Below are 25,695 nucleotides of genomic sequence, written 5' to 3' on the forward strand. Positions count from 1 at the left end.
CGTCGTTCCTGTGCGGGTGACGGAGGAGTCAGGCAGCGAGGTTGCATCGGATCAGCCGGCCGCCTTCTTCTCGATCTCGCCGCGCTCCGCGGCGAACTTGGTCTTGAGAGCGGCGAAGTTCTGCTGGAAGTACATGAGCATGCCCAGGCTGCCGTTGTCGGCCCACAGGCAGATCGTGGTCGGCACGCCGCTGATGTTGGCCTGCCCGCACTGGGCCAGCCCACCCAGCGGGCCCGGCTCGACCTTCTCAAAGGTGATCTTGCCGAGCTCCGAGGTGGCCGCCGAGGTGAAGGCGTCCAGCGCCGTCTGCGGCGCGGGGTTCAGCACCGACACCGCGAACGCCATGGTCAGGTTCTTCTTCTCCGCCGAGCCGTAGTAGGCCGCGACAGACGAGGTCGCGCCGGGCAGCTCGGAGGCCATCCCCGACTTCAGCTCGTTGACCGTCTTGGCCAGGCCCGGGTCGGTGCTCCTGGCTCGCCCGCCCAGCGTCTTCGGCTCGACCACCGAGATCCGGTCGGCGTCGTTCACCTTGTCGGCGACGTCCTCGACCGTGTCCTTGGCCTTGTTGAACACCCAGTACCCACCGGCGGCGCCGCCACCGCACAGCACGAGGAAGACCACCAGGGTTATCCACAGGCCCTTGCGGGACTTCTTACGGCGCTTCTCGATGATCGGATGGCGGCGGCCGCGCTCCGGCTGCGGGTCGACCTCGCCCCAGCCGGGGAAGTCGTCGTCCTGCCGCCCGGCGGGCGCGTAGCCGGGCTGCGGGTGACCCTGCTGCCCGTACCCGCCCTGCTGGCCGTAGCCCTGCTGCGGGTAGCCACCCTGCTGGCCGTAGCCCTGCTGGTCCTGCTGCGGGTAGCCGTCGTGCTGCGGATAGCCGTCGTGCTGACCGTAGCCGGGTTGGCCGTAACCGGGCTGGCCGTAACCGGGCTGCTGACCGTAGGTCTGCTGACCGCCGTAGGCGCCCTGGCCGTAGCCGGGCTGACCGGTCGGCTGGCCGTAGCCTGGCTGCTGCCCATAACCGGGCTGTGCATAACCGGGCTGTCCCGGGCCGGGCTGTGCATAACCGGGCTGCTGGCCATACTGCGGCTGCTGGCCGTAGCCCTGCGGGCCGGGGGCGCCCTGGGGATATCCACCGCGTTGCTGTGGGTAATCGCCTGGTTGCTGTGGATAACCCGCTTGGGAGTGGCCGCCCTGCTGTGGATAACCGCCCTGCTGTGGATAGCCGCCTGGCTGTGGATAGCCGCCCTGCGGCGGCACGGACGGCTGCCGCTCCTGCTGGGAGCGGTCACGGTCGGACCGGTCGCCCCAGGGATCGAAGTCGCGGTCGGAGTGGGACATCGGCTCGCTCCCGGGCAACGTGAGCGCGGCACGGGTTCGCACCGGCCAGGGGATCCTAGCCGCACCACGCCCACGGCGGGGGTGCGGCAGGGAAGCGGGTCCGAATCGCGGCTGTCCAGTACCGACAAATCAACACTTCCGAAACATCGGCGCAACAGCTAGATTCACCCCAACCGATGCACGCCCCCCGCATCGCCCGAGTTGCTCGTTGTACCCGTGCCGACTCGAAACCGAGGTGACCCCCGTGAAGCGCCTCCGCCTCCTGCTCGTCCCGCTCACCACGCTCACCGCCGTGCTGGCGCTGGCCGCCCCCGCCGCCGCCGTCACCGCCGAGGAGAAGCTGTCCGTGCTGTCCGGCTGGACGCAGACCAGCGTCACCAGCTACAACGCCTGGAACTCGGCCCGGCAGAACCAGGGCTCGTGGTCGGCGTACGCGTTCAACTGGAGCACCGACTACTGCTCCTCCAGCCCGGACAACCCGATCGGGTTCGACTTCAAGCTCTCCTGCCACCGGCACGACTTCGGCTACCGCAACTACAAGGCGATGGGGCAGTTCGACGCGAACAAGTCCCGCCTGGACAGCGCCTTCTACGAAGATCTGAAGCGTAAGTGCGCGACGTACAACGTGGTCGTGCGACCGGCCTGCACGAGCCTGGCCTGGACCTACTACCAGGCGGTGAAGGCTTTCGGCAGTGTCGTGGTCAGCGACGCCGAGCTGGCCCGCGCGCAGCGGATGAAGCGCGACGCGATCCGCGCCAACGGCGGCCTGGACTGACCCGGCCGCACCCGTGACAGCCTGCGCGTGCTTCCCGATCCGTCTCCGGGAAGCCCGCGCAGGAACGGCCGCCCGGCGCCGCTACGCCGGGATGGTCCGTTTCCGGCGGCGGGCAGCGTTTCAGGCGGCGGGCAGCTCGGCGAAGCGGCCGGAGTCGACAGACAGATCCGGGTGCTCCACCGCCAACGCCAGCGTCGCGGTCTCCCCGAGCGACAGCGCGGCCCCTTCCGCGTACGCCTCGTCGAAGGCGGCATCGCCCAACGCCGCCCGCGCCGACTCCTGCTGCGCGGTCCAGTACGCCGCGAAGATGCCGGGGCCGCAGTGCAGTTTCACCGTCGTGGACTCGGCCGCCCCGAACAGCACCGCCGCGATCCGCGCATCGCCGCCCTGCACACAGCGGGCCGCCATCGCCTTGATCGCCACACAGGCGCGCCCGTGGAAGCCGTACGCCATCCGCGAGCGCAGCGCCACGGTCAGGTGCTCGTGCGCGGCCACCAGGTCGCCCCGGCGCAGCGCCACCATGCCCAGCAGCAGATCGAGCGTGCGACGGCCGCGCTCGGCCGGGCGCAGCTGCTCCAGTTGCCGCGACGCGGCCAGCAGGTCGGCCGCCTCGTCCAGCGCGCCGCGCAGCCACAGCAGCTCGGCCAGGTTGCACACCGCGAACAGGGCGTCGGAGGCGACGTCGTGCCGCTCGGCCCACTCGATCACCTCACGACAGGCCTTCTCGGCGTCGGCGGGCTGGCCCGCGTCGCGCAGCGCCCCCGACCGCCCGGCCAGCACCCGGGCCAGCAGTCGCGGGTCGCCCGCACGCCGGGCCGAGGCCTCGGCGCGACGGCTGAACCGCAGCTCCTCGGCGAACTCGCCGTCGACCGCGGCGTGCCCGGAGTGGGCGTGATAGACCCGGGCCAGCTCCGCGTCGGGCACCGGCTCGCCGGTCTCGGACAGTCGGGCGTACAGGCGGAACAGCCACAGCCGCCCCTCACGGGCCAGGCCGCGCTCGCGCCACCACTGGTCCAGCCCACACGACAGGCGCAGGCCGTCACGGGCGCTGCCGCCGGTGCCGCACCAGCGCAGCGCGGCGCGCAGTTCGGCCGCGAGCGGGTCGATCGAGTACAGCGACAGCGTCACCGGCTGCGCGTCCGGGCCGTGGTGCACCTCGCGCAGCTCGGCCAGCGCCCAGGCCACGTGCCGGTCGCGGGCGGCCGCCTCCTCGCCGTGCTCGGTCAACCGCCGCGCCGCGTACCCGCGGATCGGGTCGAGCATCCGGTACGTGGTGCCGTGCGGGCCCGGCTCGGCCTGCACCAGCGACTTGTCCACCAGCACCGTTAGCGGTCCGAGCGGGTCGGCGTCGAGCAGCGCCTCCACCCCGGACAGCCCCACCGGCCCGGCGAACACCGACAGCCAGCGCAGCAGGCGGGCCGCGTCCTCGGGCAGCGTCCGGTACGACCAGGTCACCGTCGCCTGCATGGTGGCGTGCCGGGGGTGCGCGGCGGCCGTGTTGCCACCGGCGTCCAGAGCCAGCAGCGGATCGGCCTCGTCGGCGGTCAGCTCGGCGTGCAGTCGCCCGGCCAGCTCGCCCGCGGACAGCACCCGCAGCCGCGCGGCGGCCAGCTCGATGGCCAGCGGCAGCCCGTCCAGCCGGGCGGCGACCCGGGCCAGCCCGGCCAGCTCGGCCGGTTCGATCGGCCGTCCACCGCGCGCGGCGACCGTACGCTGCGCCAACAGCGCCACCGCGTCGCTGGTGCCGTCCTCGCCGTCGGCGGTCAGCGACAGCGGTGGGATGCGCCACACCAGTTCACCGGGCAGGCCCAGCGGCTCCCGACTGGTGGCCAGTACGGTGACCTCGGCCGCCCCGGCCAGCAGCCGCGCCAGCAGCGGCACCACCGCCGACAGGTGCGCCTCGCAGGTGTCCAGCAGCAGCAGCATCCGGCGGGTGCTCAGGAAGTCGGCCAGCGTCTCGGTGACCGGGCGCCCCGGCTCGGGGCGCAGGCCCAGCACGGTGGCGACGGTGAACGCGACCAGGCCCGGATCGGTGACGGTGGCCAGGTCGATCGACCAGACACCGTCCGGATGGGACTCGACCAGGTCACCGGCGACCGCGACGGCCAACCGGGTCTTGCCCGCCCCGCCCGCGCCGACGACCGTGACCAGGCGATGCTCGGCGAGCAGCGAGCCGAGTTCGGCGCGCTCCCCACGGCGGCCCACGAACGAGGTCAGGTGATTGGGCAGATTGTGCGGGGCGGCGTGCTCGGTGCGCGGTCGCGGGAAGTGCTGCTCCAGGCCGGGCGCGACCAGTTGGTACAGCCGCTCGCGGCCGTCGAAGCCGCGCAGCCGGTGCAGGCCGAGGTCGAGCAGCCAGCCCTGGTCGGGCAGCGTGCAGGCGGCCTCGGCGGTCGACGCGGAGAGCAGGATCTGGCCACCGTGGGCGGCCGCGGCCACCCGCGCGGCGCGGTGCACCTCGGGGCTGGCGTACTCGCCGCCGTGCGGGTGCGCGACGCCGGTGTGCAGGCCCATCCGTACCCGGGGCTGGGCCTTCGGGTCGTCCCACGGGTGCTGCGCCAGCGCGCGCTGCGCCGCGGCACAGGCCTGCAGCGCGTGCGCGGCCTCGGCGAAGACGAAGAAGTACGAGTCACCCTCGGTGAACAGCTCTACCCCGCCCGCGGTGGCGAGCGCAGCACGCAGCACCCGCCGGTGCTCGTGCAGCACCGGCCGGTAGCCCTCGCCGAGCATCTGGGCCAGTCGTGTCGAGCCCTCGATGTCGGTGAACAGAAACGTCACCTGCCCACGCGGCAGGTCTGAACGCTGCGGCACGCGTGGAGAACCTCCGCCCCCCTGGAAGTCGCGGTTCATGCTGCCGTACCCCCACCTGCACCGGACATCGTGAGAACGGGTTGATCGAGCCGCCCGAACTGCGGGCGGGCCTCGTTGCATCGCTCCGGGCCGATGCGGTCCCCGGCGATCAGCGCTGCCAACCGTCGTAACGACGACACCGCTGGGCGGATGTGGGCCGTCAGGGCACAGCTGGATCATCCGACGCGGGGATAGGGCTTGACCTGCGCGGTGCGACAGTTGCCGGGATGTGAGACATACTCGACGGCGTGCGCGACGGGGAGGAAGCCAAGCAGGCGGCGGTCGAGGCGGAGCCGACGGTGACGTCCGGCGATCCGTCGACCCCCGACAGCGATGCCACGGCCGCGGCGACGGCGGACGCGACCGCCGAGCCCGGCGGCACGCCCACCGTCTCGACCGGCGGCACGCCCACCGTCTCGACCGGCACCGACGAGCGCGTGGGCGCCCATCGGGTCACCACCGAGGTGGCGCCCGCCGGGCGCGCGGCGTGGGCCGTGTCGGCGGTGCGGGCCGGGCTGCCCAAGCTGCGTGACGGCGCGATGCGCGGCAGCCGGGTCGCCTGGGACGGCCTGCAGCGCGGCGCCCGCAAGCCGTACGGGCGGCTGACCACCGCCGGGCTGACCATCATCGCCGTCGTCGCGGCGACCGCCACCGCCGGCGCGCTGCTGATTCCGGCGCTGGTCTCGGCCAAGGCCGCACCCGCGCCGACCGTGTCGGCCGAGGCCGCCCCGACCGGGGCACCGACCCCGAGCGAGATCCCGCTGCCGTCGCTGTCACCGCCGCCGACCGGCGTGCCGCGGCCGGCCGCGGCCTTCCACCGCTGGGCCGAGCAGCAGTCGGTCAAGGTACAGGTGCCGATACCGGCGCTGGAGGCGTACGCGTACGCCGAGTGGGTGCTGGGGACGACCCGGCCCGCCTGCCACCTCAACTGGACCACGCTGGCCGCGATCGGGCAGATCGAGTCCGACCACGGCCGCGCCAAGGGTGCCAAGCTCGACGAGCAGGGCCGGGCGCTGCCGCCGATCATCGGCCCAGCGCTGAACGGCTCCGGCAGCCTCGGCCGCGTCAAGGACACCGACGCCGGTGCGCTCGACAACGACAAGACCTGGGACCACGCGGTCGGCCCGATGCAGTTCATCCCGGCGACCTGGCGGTCGTACGCGGTGGACGCCGACTCGGACCAGCTCGCCGACCCGCACGACCTCGACGACGCCGCCCTGGCCGCCGCCTATTATCTGTGCGCACCCGGCAAGGATCTGACAGTCGTGGCGAACTGGAAGGCCGTCGTGCTCTCATACAACAACATCGGCGTATACCTGCAGAAGGTCTACGACACCGCCCAGGCGTACGGAGCGAAGAGCCGGGCGTGACCGCCGCCGCGCCAGGGGCGGGCCGCCGAAGGTGACGATCCACGCTACCGACAGCGACCCGGCCGCGCGACGACCAACACTCAGAGTAATGGTTTGCATACGATGACAGGTAGGACCCTTCCTTTTACCGGCCGCAGTGTGCAAGCTGGACGGGTGAAGGTGCGCGAATGGGATCCCCGTACCGCGTCCGCCACTGAGATCACCTCTCTGGTCGCCCTCCTCAACGAGGTCAGTGCGGTCGACCTACCAGATGATCCGCTGTGGCACGACGGTCGGATGCGCGATTACCTGTCGGTCACCATGCCCGGCGAACGCAAGACCATGTGGCTGGTCGAGGAGACTCCCGGTGACGCCGCCCGCGGCGTCGCCCCGCTCGGCGCGGGCAGCATCCTCCTACTGGGTGACATCGGCGTGGTGGAGATCCTGGTGCATCCGAAGGCGCGGCGGCAGCAGATCGGCCGGGCGCTGCTCACCGAACAGGTGCGGCTGGCCCACTCCGAGGGCTTCGACCTGCTCGGGGTCGAGGTCGCCGGCGGCACCTGCGCGGTCGACTTCTTCGAGGCGTACGGCTTCACGCTGGCGTTCACCGAGATCCGCAGCCTGCTCAGCCTGAACACGGTCGACTGGTTCACCCTCGGCGACCTCGCCGCCGGCGTGGGCGCCGGCTACCAGATCGAGTTCTACCCGGGCGGGCCGCCGGACCACCTGATCGCGGCGTACGCGGCCGCCAAGGCGGAGGTGCGCGACGACTACGAACTCGGCGACCTGGAGCTGCGGCCGAGCTCGTACGAGCCGCAGCGCCTGCAGGCCAGTCTGAACACCCTGGACGCGCGCGGGCTGAAGCTCTACGTCGTGGTGGCCGTGGTCGAGAAGACCGGCGAGATCGCCGGGCTTACCGAGGTCGTGGTGCCCGCCCAGCGCCCCGGCCGCGCCGACCAGTACGACACGGTCGTCGTCCCCCGGCACCGCGGCTACGGCGTGGGCCGGGCGATCAAGGCCCGGATGCTCTTCGAGCTGCGCTCGGCCGAGCCGAAGCTGACCGAGGTGCAGACCTGGAACGCCGCCGTGAACGAGCCGCTCATCAAGGTCAACCAGGAACTCGGCTTCCTGGCCGACCGCTCCTGGCTGGAGTACGAGGGCGACGTCGCAGCCTTGGCACAGCGGCTCGGCATCACCGGCACCTCGGCCTAGACTGACCCGCATGCCCCGTTACGACTTCCGCTGCCGCGCCTGCGGCGACACGTTCGAGGTGGACCGGCCGATGGCCGCCGCGAGCGACCCCGCCGCCTGCCCCGCCGGGCACGAGGACACGGTCAAGCTGCTCACCACCGTGGGCCTGGGCGCCCGCGGCGCCGCCGCGCCCGCGCCCTCCGGCGGTGGGGGCGGCTGCTGCGGTGGCGGCTGCTGCGGCTGACCGTGGACCATCCCACCTCGGTGCTGGTCACCGTCCGCAAATACGACGGCAGCCCGCACTGGCAGCACCGCATGCACCGCCTCGGCGAGGACGAGCACGGCGTCTGGCTGGGCGCACCCGTCGGCACGGTCTATCACCGTGACGGCTCACCCATCTACGCCACCAAAGAGCCGCGGGTCATGCTCTTCCCGCACCAAGCCTGGTGGACCGCCCTGTTCCAGGCCGCCCCGGCCCGGCTGGACGCCTACTGCGACATCGCCACCCCCTCGCGCTGGCCGCATCCCGGCGAAGTCACCATGATCGACCTGGACCTGGACGTCTGCCGCATCCGCGCCGACCGCACCGTGTACATCGACGACGAGGACGAGTTCGCCGACCACCGCGTCCGCTACGCCTATCCGCCCGAGGTGATCGGCGCTGCCGAGGCCGCGGCCTCGGAACTTGCCGAGGCCCTGCGCACCGACGCGGCCCCGTTCGACGGCCGCCACCTCAACTGGCTCGACCGCCTCGCCGCCCTCCCCGTCACCGGCTGATCGAGCCTCGCCACCTGATCAGCCCGTCCTGGCCCGGACCAGTCCGAGCTCCGCGAGCAGACCGGAGCACACCATTGGCGCGACTGCATTTGCTCTGCACCCACCGCCTTGCTCTGCACCCGTGGACGCAACAAGATCGCCGGCTGAACAGAATTTTCGGACCGCTGAGGCCGATCTTCACGCCAAGATCGCTGATCGCGGTCAAAAGAGCCGGTCCAACCACTGATTTCGACCAACAACCGTGATCTTGACGAAGGTACGACGCTGGAGTTCGGGCAGCCTCACGATGCCACCACCACATGCGTATTCGGGTGCAGAGCAAGGCCGTGGGTGCAGAGCAAGGCCGTGGGTGCAGAGCAAGGCCGTGGGTGCAGAGCAAATGTGCCGGAACGATTGGTGTACACCTCCGGAGATGGTCGGTCGCCGGTCGCCGGTCGCCGGTCATCGGCTGGCGGTGACGCGGTCGCATCGCCAGATGGGTAGTCGCGGGTTATCCACAAGCGGGCCGTTGTCCACAGGGGAGGGCGAGCCGAGGTTGCCGGGGTCTGGCACCTCCGTAAGGCTTCGGGCATGGGACGTCACCGCGAAGACCCGCGTTCGGGACGCTCGCCGTTCCCGGCGATCGGGCTGATCCGCGCGGCCCGGCGACGGGCCGACCTCAGTCAACGTGAGCTGGCCAGGGGCGCTGGTCTGCACCCGTCGACGGTCGGTCGGATCGAGGCCGGCGAGCTTGTGCCGAGCCTGGCCACGTTCAACCTGCTCATGATCGCGACAGGCTTCTACCTGGCCGTCGTGGACGAAGAGGGCGCAGTGCTCATACCGATGGACGATCGTGAGGATCTGCGCGACGGCGCCGGGCGTCGCTACCCGTCGCATCTCGACGTGATCCCGGATCCGGAACCGGGTGAATGGTGGGCCGACATCTATGGCCTGGCCCGGCCGCCGGAAACGTTCCACCGGGACCGGGCTCGCCGCGACGCCCAACGCCGCCGCAGCCAGTGGGAGGTCCGGGTGCAGAAGTACCGCCACGACCCGGAACCACCTGAGGTGTCCTACTAGTGGCGTACCAAGCAGAAGGGGTGGCCTGCGGGGTCGGCGTAGATGCGCCAGCTGCGACCCGACCCGCCGTCGAGCAGGCGGGCGCCGAGTGCGAGCACCTCATTCTCGGCGCGGTCCAGGTCGGGGACGCCGAAGTCGAGGTGGAACTGCTGCGGGCGGGTGGGGTCGGGCCACTGCGGCGGCTGGTACGCGACGACCCGCTGGAAGCACAGGACGAGCCCGGAGGGCAGGTGCAGCGTCGACCAGTCGGCGTCGCGCGACCAGCGCCGGTCCGGTCGGTCCACCTCGCCGCCGAGCACGGCCTGGTAAAAGACCGCGAGGCGGGCGGGTTCCGGGCAGTCGAGCACGATGCACTGCAGCTCGGCGATCATGAGCTGATCCTAGAAGTTGAACTCAGTACTCCGCGCGCAGGCGGCGGGCGGCCTCGGCGGCCCAGTACGTCAGGATGATCTGCGCGCCGGCACGGCGGATCGAGTGCAGCGTCTCCATCATGATCCGCTCGCGGTCGATCCAGCCGTTGGCGGCGGCGGCCTCGACCATGGCGTACTCGCCGCTGACCTGGTAGGCCGCGACCGGCACGTCGAACGAGGCGCGCACGGCGCTGATCACGTCGAGGTAGGCCAGGGCGGGCTTGACCATGACGATGTCGGCGCCCTCGGCGACGTCCAGCGCCACCTCGCGCAGCGACTCGCGCAGGTTCGCCGGGTCCTGCTGGTAGGTGCGCCGGTCGCCGTCCAGGGACGACTCGACCGCCTCCCGGAACGGGCCGTAGAACGCGGATGCGTACTTCGCGGCGTACGCAAGGATGGTGACGTCGGCGTAGCCCGCCTCGTCCAGGGCCTTGCGGACGACGCCGACCTGGCCGTCCATCATCCCGGACGGCCCGACCACGTGCACCCCGGCGGCGGCCTGGGCCACCGCCATCCGGGCGTACGCGGCGAGCGTCTCGTCGTTGTCGACCGCCCCGTCCTCACGTAGCAGCCCGCAGTGCCCGTGCGAGGTGAACTCGTCCAGGCACAGGTCGCTCATCACCACGAGCGAGTCGCCGACCTCGCGGATCACATCGCGGATGGCGACGTTCAGGATGCCGCCCGGGTCGATGCCGCCGGAGCCGGTCGCGTCCTTGTGCTCGGGGATGCCGAACAGCATGACGCCGCCGACCCCGGCCTGGGCCGCCTCGGCCACCGCCTTGCGCAGCGACTCACGGGAGTGCTGCATCACGCCGGGAAGGGAGCTGACCGGCCGAGGCTCGGTCAGCCCTTCCCTGACGAACAGCGGCAGCACCAGCTCGGCCGGGTGCAGCCGGGTCTCGCTGACCATGCGCCGCATGGCCGCGCTGGTGCGCAGCCGCCGCGGGCGGATGTTCGGGAACGACATGGCTACCCCCTACACCGATACCGGCAGGTCAGACGATCAGCGGAACCTCAGTGCGGTCGGGCCCTGCACCTTCGAGCCGCGGCGCTGCTTGGCGGGCATCGCCGCCAGGCGCTCGCGCAGCTCGACGGCGTACATGGCCAACGCCTCGACCAGGTCCGGCACGGAGGCGTGCTCGGGCTGGACGTCGACGCGCAGGCCGAACTCGACCGCGGTCTCGGCCGTCTTCGGGCCGATCACCGACACGACGGTGCGGGTGTGCGGCTTGCCCGCGATGCCGACCAGGTTGCGTACGGTCGAGGACGACGTGAACAGCACCGCGTCGAACCCGCCCGACTTGATGGCGTTGCGGATCTCCTCCGGCGGCGGCGCCGCCCGCACGGTCCGGTACGCGGTGACGTCGTCGACCTCCCAGCCACGCTCGGTCAGGCCCGCGGCCAGCGTCTCGGTCGCGATGTCGGCGCGGGGCAGCAGCACCCGGCCCACCGGGTCGAAGATCTCGTCGTACGGCGCGAACTCGGCCAGCAGACCCTCGCTGGACTGGTCGCCGCCGGGCACCAGCTCGGGCTGGATGCCGAACGAGCGCACCGCCTCCGCGGTCGCCTCGCCGATGCACGCGATCTTGACGCCGCCGAAGTGGCGGGCGTCGAGCCCGTGCTCGCCGAACTTCTCCCACACCGCGCGCACGGCGTTGGCGCTGGTGAAGATGACCCATGCGTACCGGCCGTCGACCAGGCCCTTGATCGCCCGCTCCATCTGGGCCGGGGTCCGGGGCGGCTCGACCGCGATGGTCGGCACCTCGCACGGGATCGCCCCGTACGCCCGCAGCCGCGCGCTCATCACGCCCGCCTGCTCCTTGGTGCGCGGCACCAGCACGCGCCAGCCGTACAGCGGACGCGCCTCCCACCAGCCGAGCCGGTCCAGGTGCGCCACGCCGGAGCCGACGGTCACCACGACGCGGCCGGAGAAGCCCAGCGCGGCGGCGACGAAGCTGTCGACGGTGGAGATGGTGGTGTACTGCGTCTCGCCGGTGCCGTCCCCGGTGATCGCCACCTGGGCGGTGCCCTCGACGCCGGCCGCGAGCAGCCCGTCGCGCACCGAGGCCAGGTCGCCCGCGTCGACCGCGAGCGCCACCGAGCCGTGCTTGAGCGCCGAGGCGAGCCCGTCGAAGTCGACGGCGGTGATGTCGTCGACGTCGGTCGCGGTGCGCACGCCGGTCAGCGGCACCCCCGCGTACGTCGCGACACCGGCGGCCTGCCCGATGCCGGGCACGACGGCGAACCGCACGTTGGTGCGGGCCACCGCCTGGACCTCCTTGACCACGGCGTCGTGGCCGAACGGGTCGCCGGCGACCAGGTGCACCGCGTTGCGGCCTGAGCGAGCCTCCGACAGCAGCACCTTCGCCACGTCGCCGGGCACGCCCTCGGCAGGGCTGTATTCGGTCTGCTCGCCGAACTCGGTGCGCAGCGACTCCAGCATCGCGTCAGGGACGCTGCGGTCGTACACGATGTGGTCGGCCTCGCGCAGCGTCTCGTAGGCGCGGCGGGTGAGCAGGCCCGGGTCGCCGGGTCCAGCCCCGACGAACGCGACATGCCCAGCGGGCTTACGGGTGCGGGTCATTCAGCACTCCCAAGTACATTCTCGGCACCGTCTTCGAGCAGGTCAGCGGCGAGCAGCCGCCCGACCTGCTCAGCGTCGGCGAGCGTTCCGGTGCGTGACAGTCGCAGGGCGAACCGCCCATCCGGACTGATCACGGCACCGCGCAGGTAGATCTCGTCGTCTTCGGTGACTTCGGCCAGCGCCGCGACGGGCGCGCTGCACCCGGCCTCGAGCGTGGCCAGCAGGGCCCGTTCGGCGGTGACCGCCGCGCGGGTGGCCCGGTGGTCGAGCGCGGAGAGCGCCTCGACCAGAGCGGTATCGGCGGACCGGCACTCCACCGCCAGCGCGCCCTGGGCGGGCGCGGGCAGCATGAGCATCGGGTCCAAAATCTCGGTGACCTCACCGGCGCGGCCGAGCCGGGCCAGCCCGGCGCGGGCCAGCACCACCGCGTCCAGCTCGCCGTCGGCGACCTTGCGCAGGCGGGTGTCCACGTTGCCGCGGATCGGCACGGTGGTCACGGGCAGCCCCAGCGCGGCGATCTGCGCGATACGGCGCAGCGCCCCGGTGCCGATGACGGCCCCTGCGGGCAGCTCGGCGAGGGTGAGCCCGTCGCGGGCGATCAGCGCGTCGCGGGGGTCGGCCCGTTCGGGCACGGCCGCGATGGCCAGCCCGTCCGCGGGCGCGGTGGGCAGGTCCTTGTACGAATGCACCGCGAAGTCGATCTCCTTGGCGCCGAGCGCGTCGCGCAGCGCGGAGACGAACACACCCACGCCGAGCTGCTGCACCGGCGCGGAGGAGCGGTCACCGGGGGTCACGATCTCGACCAGTTCGACGGCCATACCCGTCTTCTTGGTGAGCGCGTCGGCGACCATCTGCGACTGCGCGAGGGCGAGGGCACTGCCCCGGGTGCCCAGGCGCAGCACACCAGTGGGAGAACTCATCGGGCACCCTCTTCCGTCACCGGCCGCCCGGAAACGTCCGGCACGTCGGCCACCGTGGTCGTCTGGTCCGGCGATCCGGGGATCACCGACAGGTCGAACAGATCTCGCAGCAGCTGCGCGTACGCCGCGCCGCCGGGTTCGGCGGCGAGCTGGCGCACCCGCACCGTCGGCTGGTGCAGCAGTCGCTGCACGATGCGGTGCACCGTGTGGGCGACCTCGGCGCGCTGCTCGTCGGTCAGGTCCGCGCGGCGCTGGGTCAGCCGCCGCAGCTCGGCGGTGACCACGTCGTCGGCGCGGGCTCGCAGGGCGGCCACGGTCGGGGCCACCTCGGCCCCACGCAGCCATCCGGCGTATGCCTCGACCTCGGCGTCGACGATCTGCTCGACCGCCATGACCTCGAGGTCGGCGGGCTGCGCGACGACGGCACCGAGACGCGCGACGTCGACCAGCCGTACGCCGTCGAGCCCGCCCACCTCCGGCTCCACGTCGCGCGGCAGCGCCAGATCGATGATAGTGAGGATCTTGGTGGCGCCGGTGCGCGCCGCGCGCACGTTCTCGACCGTGAGCACATGGTCCACCGAAGCGGTGGCCGTGATGACGACGTCGGCGGCGGCCAGCAGCTCGGGCAGTCGCTCGATCGGGGCGGCGTGCGCGCCGTACGCCTGGGCCAGCCGCAGCGCCCGGTCGGGGCCGCGGTTGACGACGGTGACGGTGCCCGCCTCGCGCCGGGACAGCTCGGCGACCGACAGCGCGCCCATCGCGCCCGCGCCCACGACCAGCCAGTTGCGCGGCTGCTCGACGGCGTGGTCGGGGGCGGCTACGGCGTGGTCGAGGGCGGCGCTGACCATGCTGCGGGGCGCGTGGTCGATGCCGGTCTCGGCGTGCGCGCGCTTGCCCACCCGCAGCGCCTGCTGCAGCAGTTCGTGCAGCATCCGGCCGGTGGCGTCGGCGTCGGTGGCCGACTGGTACGCCTCGCGGAGCTGACCGAGGATCTGCGCCTCGCCCGCCACCATCGAGTCCAACCCGGCCGCGACCCGGAACACGTGCCGCACCGCGTCCTCGCCGTGGTGCACGTACAGCGAGGAGGCGAGCTGGTCGGCGGGCAGGCCGGTCAGCTCGGCGAGCACGTCGCCGAGGTGGCTCAGGCCGGGGTGGAACGCGGGCGCGGCGGCGTAGACCTCGACCCGGTTGCAGGTGGACAGGACGACGGCTTCGCCGACCCGTCCGTCGGACAGCAGCCGGGGCAGCGCGCGGGCACCGTCGACCAGCGACAGCGTCTCCAGCAGCTCGACCGGCGCGGTGCGATATGACGCACCGACCACGATCAGGTTCATGCGGCGACCTCCCCAAGCGCGGTCCGGCCGGTGCCGGTCTCCGGGGCCAGGAAGCGCGCCACCGCCGGGGCGCCCCGGCGGGCGGCGCCGTTGCGCAGGCGCGGGCCGCCGGGCTCGCCGCCGCCGTCACGGGCGCCGGTGTCGCCGCCGTCACGGGGCTCGGCTCCACCGTTGCGCGCCGACTTGCGGTGCTCGTGGAACGACAGGATCTGCAGCTCGACCGCGAGGTCGACCTTGCGCACGTCCACCTGGTCGGGCAGGTTCAGCACGACCGGGGCGAAGTTGAGGATGCTGGTCACGCCGGCGGCCACGAGCTGGTCGGCGACCATCTGGGCGGCACCGGCGGGGGTGGCGAGCACGGCGATGGAGATGCCCTCGGTCGCGACGACCTCGGGGATGTCGTTCACGTGCCGGACCGCGATGCCGTTGATCAGCTCGCCGACCCGGGTGACGTCGGCGTCGAACAGCGCCGCGATGCGGAACCCGCGGCTGGCGAAGCCCGCGTAACCGGCCAGCGCGTGGCCGAGGTTGCCGACGCCGACCAGGGCGACGGCGCGCCGCTTGTTCAGGCCGAGGATGTATTCGATCTGGCTGACCAGCGGCTCGATGTCGTAGCCGACGCCGCGGGTGCCGTAGGAGCCCAGGTGCGACAGGTCCTTGCGGAGCTTGGCCGAGTTGACCCCGGCGGCGCCCGCCAGACCCTCACTGGAGACCGTGTCGTGTCCGGTCTCGGCGAGGTGGTGCAGGGCGCGCAGGTACTCCGGCAGCCGGGCCACCGTCGCTTCGGGCAGATCCGGAAAATCCGGGCCTGACCCTCCGGCGACCGCGCCGACACGGCCGGTGATCCCGGCTTCGTGACCGGTGCGCTGCTGACTCATGAGACTCCGTGCCGAACAAGGCTTAGACCCCCGATCACATGGCCGAACGGCTCTGTGCTAGCGGGGAACGTCGAGGTAACAGAGTAGGCGCTTGTGAACGGGTGCACAAATCGCGATCTTGAAAGCGCGCCCATCCGGGTCTCGCGCAACAGCCAGAATGCCCCCGCGGCATGGTGCCCCCACTCTGGCTCGTCACGCGCCACCGGGCTCGGCGGACGCGCTCACGCGCGGCTCGTCGCGGCAGTCCGGATGGGCGCTGCTCCGCGATTATGTCGCAACCATGACAAACATCCGCAGAACACGCCCATTCCCACCGGCCACCCTGAGCGTCTCCTGTCCCGAACAGCGCACGGAAACAGAAACCGGGCAGTGATCGATCTCACTGCCCGAGACGTCGGGATGCGACGAGGGTCACCGATGCCCAGGGACGAGAGTCACCGATCCCCCGGGCCGAGGGTCACCGATACTCGGCGACGAGGTTCACGGATGCTCAGGCCAGCGCGGTCGCGACGGCCACCGCGTCCAGCAGGCTGTCGGCCACGGGCACGCCGTAGGCGCGCAGCCGGTCCGGATCGGTGAGGCCGCCGGTGTAGAGGACGCACTTCGCGCCGACCGAGGCCGCCGCGTCGGCGTCGTCGATCGAGTCGCCGATCATGACCACGTTCGCGCCGTCGATGCGCAGCTCACCCAGGTGCCGCTTGAGGTGGATCGACTTGAAGCCGCCGTCGGTGTTGTCGCGCAGCCCGTCCACCCGCAGGAAGTGCGGCGTGAGCGAGTACCCCTCGACCATCGGCACCAGTTCCCGGTGGAACCACATGGACAGCAGCGACTGGGTGCCCTGCCACGCCGCGAGCGCGGCCAGCGCGTCGGCGGCCAGCGCCACCGTGGTCAGCCGGGTGCGGTAGCTGTCGTGGAACACCCGGTCGAGCAACGCGAACTCGGCCAGCCCCACCTCACGGCCGAGCACCTGCCCGTAGTACTCGTGGATGGGACGGCGGAAGTCGCGCCGGTGCTCGTGGACCGTGACCGAGACCGGGCCCGCCGGTCCCGGGACCGTCGCGAACGCCGCGTTGGTCGAGGCGACGACCAGATGGAGGTCGTCGAGCAGGGTGCCGTTCCAGTCCCAGACGAGATGCCTTGCCATCGGGACAGGGTACCGGGTGATCAGCCCTTGGCCAGGTCGCGGCGCAGCCGCTCCTCCTCCACCCGCCAGTAGCCGTGTTCCCGACCGTCCAGCATGATCACCGGGATGCGGTCGCCGTACTCGGCTTCCAGCTCGCGATCGCCGGAGATGTCGATCTCCTCGTACGGCTCGCCGATGCGGTCGAGCGTCTCGGCGGCCACCTCGCACAGGTGGCAGCCGGACCGGGTGTACAGCGTCAGTCGGGTCACCGGGTCATTCTCGCAGCAGCGACTTGCGCACCTTGCCGATGACCGACAGCGGCAGCTCCCGCGCGAACTCGATGCGCGCCGGGCACTTGAACCGGGCCAGGTTGCGCGCGCAGTGCGCGGCCAGCTCCGCCTCGGTCAGCTCGGCGACCTCGCCGCCGCGCTGACGGGGCACCACGATCGCCCGCACCTGCTGGCCGGTGAGCGGGTGCGGGGCGGCCAGCACCGCCGCCTGCGCCACGCCCGGGTGCGCCAGCAGCACCTGCTCGACCTCGGCCGGGTACACGTTGAAGCCGCTGACCAGGATCAGTTCGCCGAGCCGGTCGACCAGGAACAGGTCGCCGTCGCCGTCGGCGTACGCCACGTCGCGGGTGGGCCACCAGCCGTCGGCGTCCGGGCCGCCCCGCCCGTCGGGCCAGTAACCCAGGAACAGGTTGTCGCCGCGCACCACGATCTCGCCCGGGTCGGTGCCCGGCGAGTCCGGCACGGCCAGGTCCGGAGCCTCGTCATCAGGGTCGTCATCGTCCTCCAGGAGCGCCGACCCGCCCCGCCACACGTCCTCGCCCGCGGCGTTGACCAGCCGCAGCTCCACTCCGGGCAGCGGGCGCCCGATCGAGCCGGGCTTCGCCGCCGGCGCGGCCACGGTCGCGGCGAGCACCGGCGCGGTCTCGGTCAGGCCGTACCCGACCTGGACGGCGATCCCCGTGAGCTGGGTGAACCGGGTCGCGGCGGCGGGCTCCAGCGCGGCCGCGCCGCACACCGCCAGCCGCACCGTGGCCAGGCGCGCGCGGGCGTCTGGCAGGGCGCTCCAGGCCAGGAACATCTGCGGCACGCCGACGACCACGGTCACCGCGTGCGCCTCGATCGCGGCGGCGGTGCCGGCCGGGTCGAAGTCGGGCACCAGCACGCCGGTGGCCCCGTGCCAGAGCACCGAGCCCAGCCCGGTGTTGAGGCCGTACGCGTGGAACAGCGGCAGCGCCAGCAGCACCGTGTCGTCGGCGCCCAGCAGCGGCGGCTCCAGCGCGGCGAGCTGCCGGTGGTTGGCCAACAGGGCCCGGTGCGGCAGCATCGCGCCCTTGGGCGCGCCCTCGGTGCCGGAGGTGTAGAGCAGCAGCGCGATCTCGTCGTCGCCGGTCTCGGGCAGGCCGCCGGTCGCGGCGGCGGTCGGCAGTTCCGTCAGCGCGTGCGGCACCGCCCCGGCGACCCCTGCCAGCAGCTCCGACTGGGCGAGCAGCACCTCGGCGCCGCTGTCGGACAGGACGTGGCGCAGCTCGCGCGGGGTGAGGCCGGGGTTGCCCGGCACGGCGATCAGCCCCGCGCGCAGCACCGCCGTGAGCGCCACCGCGAACTCGACGGTGTTCGGCAGCGCTATCGCCACCCGGGCGGCGTGGCCGCCGGCGGTCGGCAGGCGCAGTGCCAGTAGCCCGTACGCCGCCGCGTCGGTGCGCGCGTCCCACTCGGCCCAGGTCAGCGTCTGCCCGCCCGCGCGCAGTGCGATGCGGTCCGGCTGGGCGGCGGCCTGTTGGCGCAGCAGTGTGGCGAGGTTCACGGGGGCTGAGTTTTCCACAGCGGAGGGTGCCCCGCCCAGCCCTCCCGCAGCCCCTTGCCCGCCCGCCCACCCCTCCAAGATCGCTCATGTTGCCAGGCAACTGGGCGTATGGCGCCCCAAGATACGCACGACTGCCCGGCAACTCGCGTGGTCTTGGGGCTTTCCCGGCCCGTGGTGAAGGGGCGGCGGGCGGGGGGCAAGGGGTGATCTTCACCCGGGCGGGTGAGACCGACACACATTGGCACACCGAGGGCGCCAAGCCGCACACGTTGTGCGACGAGGTCGCCCAGTACGCGGCAACATTTCGCTCCAGCGTTGGCTCCACACCGCTGAGTGACGTCGGCCCTTATCATCACCAGGGTCGACTCGCCCGTTTTGCCATGAGTCGACACCCCTCAGCCAGAGGAGGCCTTTGTGCCGGTTATCGCACTGAACGCGTGCCCCATGGGTGTTCAGCGGCTTATGGTGGAGATTGCCCGGTATGCCGGTAGCCGTTCGCGGCCGCCCGCAGCCCGGGGCGTATCGGACTGGGGGCACGCGGAGGTGGCGGGATGAGTTCTCTGTTCTACGGCGACGAGCTGATCACCAGTGAGGTGGCGTCGGCCCGCCGAGCCCTGGTCGACGGTCTGTCCGCCCTCCGTATCTCGCTCAACGAGATGCTCGCCACGGCGGTACGTGGCGACGGCGGCACCCAGCGCATCCGTACCCGGCAGACCAATGACGCCGCGACCCGGCACCAGCCGCCCGGCACCAAGCCGGTCGGCGGCCGTGTCACCGGCCGCACGGGCATGCCGACCCAGAGCGGCCCGCACGGCGCCGGCGCGTCCGACGGCGACACCGCGGTGCTGCCCTCGGTCGAGGAGCAGGGCACCGGCGGTGGCGGTGCCGGGCCGGTCTACCCCGACCGACCCGACCCCAGCGACGCCGCGCACGAGGTGTGGACGCTGGTCGAGCGGGCCCAGCAGGGCGACGCCGAGGCGTTCGGCCTGATCTACGACCGGTACGTCGACACCGTCTTCCGGTTCATCTACTTCCGGGTCGGCAACCGTCCGCTGGCCGAGGACCTGACCTCGGACACCTTCCTGCGCGCGCTCAAGCGCATCGGCAGCTTCACCTGGCAGGGCCGCGACCTGGGCGCCTGGCTGGTGACCATCGCGCGCAACCTGGTCGCCGACCACTTCAAGTCCGGCCGGTACCGGCTGGAGGTCACGACCGGCGACGTGCTCGACGCGGATCGGGAGGACCGGGGGCCCGAGGGGAGCCCGGAGACCGCGGTGGTGGACCACATCACCAACGTCGCGCTGCTGACGGCGGTCAAGCAGCTCAACCCCGAGCAGCAGGAGTGCATCGTGCTGCGGTTCCTGCAGGGCTTCTCGGTCGCCGAGACGGCCCAGGCGATGGGCAAGAACGAGGGCGCGATCAAGGCGCTGCAGTACCGCGCGGTCCGCGCCCTGGCCCGACTGCTTCCGGAGGGTTTCCAGCCGTGAACGTGATTCACATCACTCTCTGCGGTGGCCTGGCCGCGGCGGGCGTAACTGATCGTGCCCTGATCGCGTTTGACCGGGTGCGAGCGGCATTCTCCACCGCCCTCGCAGTTTCAGTCACCGCGATCAGCGAAGGGGGGTGCCCGCGGTGAACACCTCCTTGTTCGATCGCCGGCGCGCCGAGCGCTTCGCCCAGCTACTCGACGAGGCCAACGGCGGCCGCCGTCACCACACCCGTTCCCGCGTCGACGACCAGCTCACCGAGCTGGTGGCGGTCGGACAGCAGCTGCAGACCGTCACGCTGCCCGGCACGCCCGACGCCTCGTTCAAGCGCGACCTTCGCGCCCAGCTGATCGCCACCGCGCAGCGGGACGGCATCGGCGTCACCGCCCGACCCGAGACGGAGGACCGGCGCTCCACGGCCGGTTGGCCGGCGCGCACCGGGCGGGCCCGCGCCCGGGGCGCGATCGTGGTCGGTATCGCCGCCGGCACGCTGGCGCTGTCCGGCGTGTCGGTGGCGAGCGGTGACGCGATCCCCGGCGACACGCTGTACGGCGTGAAGCGCTCGACGGAGAAGGCACAGCTGGCCCTGGCCGGTTCCGACCTCAGCCGCGGCCGCCTCTACCTCGAGTTCGCCCGCACCCGCCTGCAGGAGGCCCACGCCGTACGCGGGGCCGAGGGCTTCGGCGACGCGCTGCGCGACATGGACGGCGACACCCGACAGGGCGTCAAGATGCTGCTCACCTCCGCGATCGAACGCCGCGACACCGGGTCCCTGGACGCGGTGGACCGGTTCGTCACCGATCAGCGGATGCTCGTGGCGCAGCTGCTCGACGACGCCACGGGTACCGCCCGCGACAAGGTGACCGACTCGCTGCGCCTGCTCGACCAGATCGAGAAGCGCTCGGCCGACGCCCGTACGGCGATGGCCTGCGGCGCGGCCTCGGTCGGCAGCGACAAGCTGGGTGCCGTCCCCGGCGCCTGCGTCAACGTCAGCACCCAGCCGCAGCAGCCGACCCAGCAGCACACGCCGGAGCCGGTCAAGGAGAACAACGGCAAGCCCAGCGGTAACGGGCCCAACCCGTCGACCTCCCCGGCCCCGTCGGCCAGCGCGACCCCGGCCCCGGCCGGGGAGCAGACGCCGGCGCCGCAGGAGGAGGGCCTGCTCGACGAGCTGGGCCGCATCCTCGGGGGCCTGCTCGGCTGATCGGGCGACCGCACGGAACTGGGGCGCGATGCCGAACGGGCATCGCGCCCCTAGGCTGTGAGAGAGCTCGCAGGAAGTTGCGGGCAGGGGTAGAGGAGATCCGATGGCGCGCAGGCAGAGGTCAGCTCCGCTCGACGAGGCGGTGCTGGTGGCGCAGCCGCCACTGGCCGCCGCGGAGCTGGCGCCGACCGCGCAGCCCGCCCAGGACCGCACCGGGGCCGCGTTCTTCGACGTCGACAACACGATGATGCAGGGCGCCTCGCTGTACTACTTCGCCCGCGGCCTGGCCGCGCGGCGCTACTTCACCACCATCGACCTGGCCCGGTTCGCCATCAGCCAGGCTCGGTTCCGGCTGCTGGCCGCCGAGCACGCCGGCGACATGGACCGCGCCCGTGAGGCGGCGCTGTCCTTCGTCAAGGGCTGGCAGGTCGAGGAGATGCAGCGGCTCAGCGAGGAGATCTTCGACGAGCTGATGGCCGACCGGATCTGGTCGGGCACCCGGGCACTGGCCGACGCGCACCTGGCCTCGGGCCAGCGGGTGTGGCTGGTCACCGCGGCCCCGGTCGAGCTGGGCCGGGTCATCGCGACCCGGCTGGGCCTGACCGGTGCGCTGGGCACGGTCGCCGAGATCCGCGACGGCGCGTACACCGGGCGGCTGGTGGGCGAGATGATGCACGGGCCGAACAAGGCCAACGCCGTCGAGGCGCTGGCCGCGGCCGAAGGACTGGACCTTTCCCGCTGTACCGCGTACAGCGACTCGATCAACGACGTGCCGATGCTGACCACCGTCGGCCGGGCGGTCGCGGTCAACCCGGACAGCGCGCTGCGCCGGATGGCCCGCAGCCAGGGCTGGGAGGTGCGCGACTTCCGCAGCGGCCGCAACGCCGCCAAGGTGGCCGTGCCGGTGGTGCTGGGCGCGGGCATGGTGGCCGGCGCCGTGGTCGGCGGAATGGCTCTGAGCAGGCGGAGGAAGAAGGCTCTGTGACCGACACCGGGGGGCTGCGGCAGGCGGACATGGGTGCCGCCGACGGGGAGTCGACGAAGGGCCGTTCCGGGCCGTCCAGACGGGCGATCGGCGGGGCGGTCGCCCTGGTGGCGGCGCTGGGCGCCGCCGGCGCGCTGCTGGTCCTCGATCCCGGGTCCGATGATCCCGGCCGGTCGAAGGACGGCACGCCCGAGCTGGCGGCGGGCGGGGCGGTGACCGAGCTGCCGGGCACGCTGCCCGACGGCGCGCCGTACACCCCGGTGTATTTCCTGGACGCGCAGCGGTCGGTGGGCACGGCGCCCACGGCCGACGAGGCCTCCATCCGGCTGCTGCTGCTCGGCGGCGGCCAGCAGCGGGTGCTGGACACGGTGCCGCGCGAGCGGGCACCCGAGTTCGCCGGTTTCACCACCGACGGCACCACCCTGGCCTGGCTGGAGCTGACCTCCGACAAGGAGGGTGCCGCGCACACCCGGGTGATGGCCGCGACCCTGGCCGCCGGGGCGCCGCGCGAACTCACCGCCGACACCGGCAACGTGCTTCTGTTCGACAAGCAGGGCGACCTGAGCCTGCACGACGGGCAGCTGAGCTGGATCTCCGACATCGGCAAGGCCGACGTGTCGGCGGTGTACACCCTGCCGCTGACCGGCGGCAAGCCGCAGCGGCTCGAGGTGCCCGGGGCCTGGTCGATCAGCGCGTGGCCGTGGCTGGTCAGCGAGGACACCGCCGACGGCACCCCGGTGCGGCTGCGCGACCTGGTCGGCGGAGCCGAGACCACCGTCGCCGCGCACAGCGGCGAGATGCTGTCCTGCTCCCCCACCTGGTGCCGGTCGAGCACCATCGGCAGCGACGACGCGACCACCACCATCGAGCTACGACGGCCGGACGGCAGCGGCGCGGTCCGCACCGCCACCGGCAGCGTCGCCGCCGCGGTCACCGACATCGCCATGCTGGACCGGTACGAGGTCTACTCCCGCGCCGCCTCCGACTACTCCGCCACCGAGCTGCTGCTGTTCGACCTGAAGACCGGCAGGCTGTCCCGGGTCGCCCCGGTCGCCAACCAGGTCGTGGCGCGCGACGGGGTGCTGTGGTGGTCCACCGGCGACAACGAGACCCTCAAGTGGCACGTGCTGAACCTGCACGCGCTGGCGCTGTAGCCGCCCGGCCTACGGGCCGAAGGCGTCCGGCCGCAGCTCCAGCAGCTCGTTCAGCATGCCCTGGATCGTCTCGCGCACGTGGTCGGCCAGATTGAACACGACCGCGGGGTCGTCGGCGCGGTCGGCGTACGGTTCGGTGTCGATGGGCTCGCCGAACCGGATCAGCCACTTGCTCGGCAGCGGCACCAGCCCCAGCGGCCCCAGCCACGGAAACGTCGGCGTGACCGGGAAGTACGGCGCGCCGATCAGCCGGGCCAGCGGCTTGATGTCACCCAGCAGCGGGTAGATCTCCTCGGCGCCGACGATCGCGACCGGCACGATCGGCCTGCGGGTGCGCAGCGCCGCCGACACGAACCCGCCCCGGCCGAACCGCTGCAGCTTGTACCGGTCGGTGAACTTCTTGCCGACGCCCTTGAACCCCTCCGGGAAGACGCCGACCAGCTCGTCGGCCTCCAGCAGCCGCTCGACGTCGGGGTTGCAGGCCAGCGTGGCGCCGGACTTGCGGGCCAGCTCCGACACGAACGGCAGCTTGAACACGAAGTCGGCGCCGAGCAGCCGCAGGTGCCGGTGCGCCGGGTGCTCGTCGTGGCAGGCCACGGTCAGCATCAGCGCGTCCAGGGCGATGGTGCCGGAGTGGTTGCCGACGACCAGCGCGCCGCCCTCGGCGGGCAGGTTCTTGACGTCGAGCACCTCGGTGCGGAACCAGTCGCGGTAGAGCAGCCGCAGCACGGGCTGGAACACCTGCTCGGTGAGCTCGGGATCGAACCCGAACTCGTCCACCCGGTACTGGCCGGACAGGCGGCGGCGGAGGAAGGCCAGGCCGGAGGCGACCCGGTTGTCGAACTCGTCGGCGAGCTCGGGGACGGTCACGGCGTCCTCCCTGCGCGTACCGAGCGGATCATTTCGAGCAGCCGCCGCTCTGTCTCGGCCAACCGGCCCGGGGTGAGCACGGCGTCGCCGCGCTGGGCCCGGACGAAGTCGTCGAAGGCCTCGGCGGTGGAGCGGGGCGTGAACCCATACTGCTCGGTCAGGCGGGCGGTGTCGACCACCCGGCCGTGCACGAACAGGTCGACCTGGTCCAGGCTGCGCAGCCCGTTGACGCCCCGACCGTAGACCGCGGCGGCCTGCAGGATGCCCTCGGGCACCGGCAGCGCGATGCGCCCGAGGCGGCGGATGGCCTGGGAGAGCGTGATGGTGCCCGGCCCGGCCACGTTGAACACGCCCTGGTGGTCCTCGACCACCGACCGGTACAGCAGCTCCAGCGCGTCGTCGACGTGGATGAACTGCAGTCGCGGGTCGCGGCCCAGCACCGTCGGCACGACCGGCTGCGCCAGCAGCTGCAGCAGCCCGGTGTCCGGCCGCGGGCCGACGAACGGGGTGAAGCGCAGCACCGTGGTGGTGACCCGGGGATTGCGGCGCCGGAAGCCCCGCACGTAGCCCTCGATGTCGAGGATGTCGCGGGCGTATCCGCCGCGCGGCACGGCCCGGGGTTCGGTGTCCTCGGTGAACACCGCCGGGTCGCGGAACGACGCGCCGTAGGCGGCGGTCGACGAGCGCAGCACCAGCCGCCGCAGCGACGGCATCTGCTGGCACGCGGCGAGTAGCTGCATGGTGCCGATGACGTTCTGGTCCTTCATCGCCGCCCGGCCACCCTTGCCGTCGGGCGAGGAGACCACGGCCAGGTGCACCAGTGCCTCGGCGCCCAGGTCGATCAGCTCCGCCGCGCCTTCGGTGAGGTCGATGCGGTGCACCCGTACGCCGCGCAGCAACGGGCGCAGCTCGCTGGGCGGGTCGGCGCGGTCCACGCCGATCACGCGCACCACCCCGGGGGTGGCCGCGATGCGCGCGGCGATGGTCGCCCCGAGAAACCGGCTGATGCCGGTGACGATGACGACCCGGGGAGCGCGCACGCGGTCTCCGGCCGGGCCGGTCTCTACCGCGGTCATGACGCGCCTCCCCGGGGCGGCGAAGTTCGATGCCCAGCCGGAACAGTCACAGCCCGGGCAGACGCACTACTTGCCGAGACGACGACGCTGAACGCGGGTCTTGCGCAGCAGCTTGCGGTGCTTCTTCTTCGCCATGCGCTTGCGGCGCTTCTTGACCACGGAGCCCATACGGCATCCCTCTCGACGTTGACGGTGGTGGAACCCGTTCAGGGTAGCCGAGCAGCCGCAGTTGCACGTCCAGGGGGTTGTGCCTGAGCGCTCGGTCTCACAGCGCCGCGCGCAGATACTCCTGAACCGCCTGCTCGGGGACCCGGAACGACCTGCCCACCCGCACCGCCGACAGCTCGCCGGAGTGCACCAGCCGGTAGACGGTCATCTTCGACACCCGCATGAGCGTGGCCACCTCGGCGACGGTGAGGAACCTGACTTCCGCCAGTCGAGCGTCCTGTCGCGCTGATCCGATCATGACCAGCCCCACCTCCTCTGGCACAGGGCGGCCGGTGGTGGATG

General features: G+C 72.4%; 24 protein-coding genes and 1 pseudogene. 10 read left to right on the forward strand and 15 right to left on the reverse strand.

Annotated features, from left to right (window positions below; translation table 11 throughout):
• Positions 1 to 51 precede the first annotated feature (51 nt).
• Positions 52 to 1,344 (reverse strand): hypothetical protein, encoded by a 1,293-nt coding sequence (locus tag KUA19_RS07100; RefSeq protein WP_217395261.1) that lies wholly within the window; start codon positions 1,342 to 1,344, stop codon positions 52 to 54.
• Positions 1,345 to 1,588: 244 nt separating this feature from the next.
• Between KUA19_RS07100 and KUA19_RS07105 the strand changes: the two genes are divergently transcribed.
• Entirely contained in the window at positions 1,589 to 2,119 is a 531-nt protein-coding gene (locus KUA19_RS07105) for a phospholipase (RefSeq protein WP_308167362.1), read from the forward strand.
• Between the two features lie 120 nt (positions 2,120 to 2,239).
• Here the strand turns inward: KUA19_RS07105 and KUA19_RS07110 are convergent, their stop codons facing one another.
• Positions 2,240 to 4,930 carry an ATP-binding protein gene (locus KUA19_RS07110; RefSeq protein WP_372451772.1) on the reverse strand — a complete coding sequence of 897 codons (2,691 nt, stop codon included), beginning with the start codon at positions 4,928 to 4,930 and terminating at the stop codon, positions 2,240 to 2,242.
• Positions 4,931 to 5,217: 287 nt separating this feature from the next.
• Between KUA19_RS07110 and KUA19_RS43795 the strand changes: the two genes are divergently transcribed.
• The 5 genes from KUA19_RS43795 (at position 5,218) to KUA19_RS07135 (ending at position 9,345) form a co-directional block, all read left to right on the forward strand.
• Positions 5,218 to 6,339 (forward strand): lytic murein transglycosylase, encoded by a 1,122-nt coding sequence (locus KUA19_RS43795; RefSeq protein WP_217395263.1) that lies wholly within the window; start codon positions 5,218 to 5,220, stop codon positions 6,337 to 6,339.
• 153 nt (positions 6,340 to 6,492) lie between these two features.
• Positions 6,493 to 7,530: a GNAT family N-acetyltransferase gene (locus KUA19_RS07120; RefSeq protein ID WP_308167363.1), complete on the forward strand. Its 1,038-nt coding sequence runs from the start codon at positions 6,493 to 6,495 to the stop codon at positions 7,528 to 7,530.
• A 10-nt stretch (positions 7,531 to 7,540) separates the two neighbouring features.
• The gene (locus KUA19_RS07125; protein WP_217395265.1) at positions 7,541 to 7,753 is read left to right on the forward strand and encodes an FmdB family zinc ribbon protein; all 213 of its coding nucleotides are present in this window, start codon (positions 7,541 to 7,543) and stop codon (positions 7,751 to 7,753) included.
• 2 nt (positions 7,754 to 7,755) lie between these two features.
• Positions 7,756 to 8,286: a ribonuclease FAU-1 family protein gene (locus KUA19_RS07130; protein WP_217395266.1), complete on the forward strand. Its 531-nt coding sequence runs from the start codon at positions 7,756 to 7,758 to the stop codon at positions 8,284 to 8,286.
• A 570-nt stretch (positions 8,287 to 8,856) separates the two neighbouring features.
• Positions 8,857 to 9,345 (forward strand): helix-turn-helix domain-containing protein, encoded by a 489-nt coding sequence (locus KUA19_RS07135; RefSeq protein ID WP_217395267.1) that lies wholly within the window; start codon positions 8,857 to 8,859, stop codon positions 9,343 to 9,345.
• Here KUA19_RS07135 and KUA19_RS07140 read toward each other — a convergent pair.
• The 9 genes from KUA19_RS07140 to KUA19_RS07180 form a co-directional block, all read right to left on the reverse strand.
• Positions 9,342 to 9,716 carry a VOC family protein gene (locus KUA19_RS07140; protein ID WP_217395268.1) on the reverse strand — a complete coding sequence of 125 codons (375 nt, stop codon included), beginning with the start codon at positions 9,714 to 9,716 and terminating at the stop codon, positions 9,342 to 9,344. The two genes, KUA19_RS07135 and KUA19_RS07140, sit on opposite strands and share 4 nt — an antisense overlap.
• Positions 9,717 to 9,738: 22 nt before the next feature.
• Positions 9,739 to 10,722 (reverse strand): porphobilinogen synthase, encoded by a 984-nt coding sequence (gene hemB / locus KUA19_RS07145; RefSeq protein WP_217395269.1) that lies wholly within the window; start codon positions 10,720 to 10,722, stop codon positions 9,739 to 9,741.
• Between the two features lie 36 nt (positions 10,723 to 10,758).
• Positions 10,759 to 12,339: a bifunctional uroporphyrinogen-III C-methyltransferase/uroporphyrinogen-III synthase gene (locus KUA19_RS07150; RefSeq protein ID WP_217395270.1), complete on the reverse strand. Its 1,581-nt coding sequence runs from the start codon at positions 12,337 to 12,339 to the stop codon at positions 10,759 to 10,761.
• Positions 12,336 to 13,259, reverse strand: a complete 924-nt coding sequence (gene hemC, locus KUA19_RS07155; RefSeq protein ID WP_217395271.1) for a hydroxymethylbilane synthase — start codon at positions 13,257 to 13,259, stop codon at positions 12,336 to 12,338. The genes KUA19_RS07150 and hemC overlap by 4 nt, the downstream gene beginning before the upstream one ends.
• A complete protein-coding gene (locus KUA19_RS07160; protein WP_217395272.1) occupies positions 13,256 to 14,593 on the reverse strand; it encodes a glutamyl-tRNA reductase in 1,338 nt (445 codons plus the stop codon). The genes hemC and KUA19_RS07160 overlap by 4 nt, the downstream gene beginning before the upstream one ends.
• A complete protein-coding gene (locus KUA19_RS07165; RefSeq protein ID WP_217395273.1) occupies positions 14,590 to 15,471 on the reverse strand; it encodes a redox-sensing transcriptional repressor Rex in 882 nt (293 codons plus the stop codon). The genes KUA19_RS07160 and KUA19_RS07165 overlap by 4 nt, the downstream gene beginning before the upstream one ends.
• A 490-nt stretch (positions 15,472 to 15,961) precedes the next feature.
• Complete coding sequence (locus KUA19_RS07170; protein ID WP_217395274.1) at positions 15,962 to 16,615, reverse strand: HAD family hydrolase; 654 nt, start codon at positions 16,613 to 16,615, stop codon at positions 15,962 to 15,964.
• 20 nt (positions 16,616 to 16,635) lie between these two features.
• On the reverse strand, positions 16,636 to 16,863 hold the full coding sequence (locus KUA19_RS07175; RefSeq protein WP_217395275.1) for a glutaredoxin family protein: 228 nt from the start codon (positions 16,861 to 16,863) through the stop codon (positions 16,636 to 16,638).
• 4 nt (positions 16,864 to 16,867) lie between these two features.
• The gene (locus KUA19_RS07180; protein WP_217395276.1) at positions 16,868 to 18,409 is read right to left on the reverse strand and encodes an AMP-binding protein; all 1,542 of its coding nucleotides are present in this window, start codon (positions 18,407 to 18,409) and stop codon (positions 16,868 to 16,870) included.
• Positions 18,410 to 19,065: 656 nt separating this feature from the next.
• Here KUA19_RS07180 and KUA19_RS07185 point away from each other — a divergent pair.
• The 4 genes and pseudogenes from KUA19_RS07185 (at position 19,066) to KUA19_RS07200 (ending at position 23,239) form a co-directional block, all read left to right on the forward strand.
• On the forward strand, positions 19,066 to 19,896 hold the full coding sequence (locus KUA19_RS07185) for an ECF subfamily RNA polymerase sigma factor, BldN family (protein ID WP_443623174.1): 831 nt from the start codon (positions 19,066 to 19,068) through the stop codon (positions 19,894 to 19,896).
• A 145-nt stretch (positions 19,897 to 20,041) separates the two neighbouring features.
• Positions 20,042 to 20,878, forward strand: a pseudogene (locus KUA19_RS07190) (DUF5667 domain-containing protein); the annotation flags it as partial.
• A gap of 325 nt (positions 20,879 to 21,203) precedes the next feature.
• Positions 21,204 to 22,085 (forward strand): HAD family hydrolase, encoded by an 882-nt coding sequence (locus KUA19_RS07195; RefSeq protein WP_217395280.1) that lies wholly within the window; start codon positions 21,204 to 21,206, stop codon positions 22,083 to 22,085.
• On the forward strand, positions 22,082 to 23,239 hold the full coding sequence (locus tag KUA19_RS07200; protein WP_217395282.1) for a hypothetical protein: 1,158 nt from the start codon (positions 22,082 to 22,084) through the stop codon (positions 23,237 to 23,239). The genes KUA19_RS07195 and KUA19_RS07200 overlap by 4 nt, the downstream gene beginning before the upstream one ends.
• 9 nt (positions 23,240 to 23,248) lie before the next feature.
• Here the strand turns inward: KUA19_RS07200 and KUA19_RS07205 are convergent, their stop codons facing one another.
• The 4 genes from KUA19_RS07205 to KUA19_RS07220 form a co-directional block, all read right to left on the reverse strand.
• Positions 23,249 to 24,109 (reverse strand): lysophospholipid acyltransferase family protein, encoded by an 861-nt coding sequence (locus KUA19_RS07205; RefSeq protein WP_217395284.1) that lies wholly within the window; start codon positions 24,107 to 24,109, stop codon positions 23,249 to 23,251.
• The gene (locus tag KUA19_RS07210) at positions 24,106 to 25,185 is read right to left on the reverse strand and encodes an NAD-dependent epimerase/dehydratase family protein (RefSeq protein WP_217395285.1); all 1,080 of its coding nucleotides are present in this window, start codon (positions 25,183 to 25,185) and stop codon (positions 24,106 to 24,108) included. Before KUA19_RS07210 ends, KUA19_RS07205 begins: the two co-directional genes overlap by 4 nt.
• A 66-nt stretch (positions 25,186 to 25,251) precedes the next feature.
• On the reverse strand, positions 25,252 to 25,353 hold the full coding sequence (locus KUA19_RS07215; protein ID WP_007465623.1) for a 30S ribosomal protein bS22: 102 nt from the start codon (positions 25,351 to 25,353) through the stop codon (positions 25,252 to 25,254).
• Between the two features lie 97 nt (positions 25,354 to 25,450).
• The gene (locus KUA19_RS07220; RefSeq protein ID WP_212829236.1) at positions 25,451 to 25,651 is read right to left on the reverse strand and encodes a helix-turn-helix domain-containing protein; all 201 of its coding nucleotides are present in this window, start codon (positions 25,649 to 25,651) and stop codon (positions 25,451 to 25,453) included.
• Positions 25,652 to 25,695: the final 44 nt, after the last annotated feature.

Source organism: Catellatospora tritici (assembly GCF_019083965.1).
GTDB lineage: Bacteria > Actinomycetota > Actinomycetes > Mycobacteriales > Micromonosporaceae > Catellatospora > Catellatospora tritici.

Coding starts and splice junctions, on each gene's coding strand:
- KUA19_RS07185 (WP_443623174.1), top strand. CDS start 19,066: ATGCTCGCCACGGCGGTACGTGGCGACGGCGGCACCCAGCGCATCCGT.
- KUA19_RS07165 (WP_217395273.1), bottom strand. CDS start 15,471: ATGAGTCAGCAGCGCACCGGTCACGAAGCCGGGATCACCGGCCGTGTC.
- KUA19_RS07215 (WP_007465623.1), bottom strand. CDS start 25,353: ATGGGCTCCGTGGTCAAGAAGCGCCGCAAGCGCATGGCGAAGAAGAAG.
- KUA19_RS07125 (WP_217395265.1), top strand. CDS start 7,541: ATGCCCCGTTACGACTTCCGCTGCCGCGCCTGCGGCGACACGTTCGAG.
- KUA19_RS07210 (WP_217395285.1), bottom strand. CDS start 25,185: ATGACCGCGGTAGAGACCGGCCCGGCCGGAGACCGCGTGCGCGCTCCC.
- KUA19_RS07100 (WP_217395261.1), bottom strand. CDS start 1,344: ATGTCCCACTCCGACCGCGACTTCGATCCCTGGGGCGACCGGTCCGAC.
- KUA19_RS07160 (WP_217395272.1), bottom strand. CDS start 14,593: ATGAACCTGATCGTGGTCGGTGCGTCATATCGCACCGCGCCGGTCGAG.
- hemB (WP_217395269.1), bottom strand. CDS start 10,722: ATGTCGTTCCCGAACATCCGCCCGCGGCGGCTGCGCACCAGCGCGGCC.
- KUA19_RS07140 (WP_217395268.1), bottom strand. CDS start 9,716: ATGATCGCCGAGCTGCAGTGCATCGTGCTCGACTGCCCGGAACCCGCC.
- hemC (WP_217395271.1), bottom strand. CDS start 13,259: ATGAGTTCTCCCACTGGTGTGCTGCGCCTGGGCACCCGGGGCAGTGCC.
- KUA19_RS07170 (WP_217395274.1), bottom strand. CDS start 16,615: ATGGCAAGGCATCTCGTCTGGGACTGGAACGGCACCCTGCTCGACGAC.
- KUA19_RS07135 (WP_217395267.1), top strand. CDS start 8,857: ATGGGACGTCACCGCGAAGACCCGCGTTCGGGACGCTCGCCGTTCCCG.
- KUA19_RS07150 (WP_217395270.1), bottom strand. CDS start 12,339: ATGACCCGCACCCGTAAGCCCGCTGGGCATGTCGCGTTCGTCGGGGCT.
- KUA19_RS07195 (WP_217395280.1), top strand. CDS start 21,204: ATGGCGCGCAGGCAGAGGTCAGCTCCGCTCGACGAGGCGGTGCTGGTG.
- KUA19_RS07220 (WP_212829236.1), bottom strand. CDS start 25,651: ATGATCGGATCAGCGCGACAGGACGCTCGACTGGCGGAAGTCAGGTTC.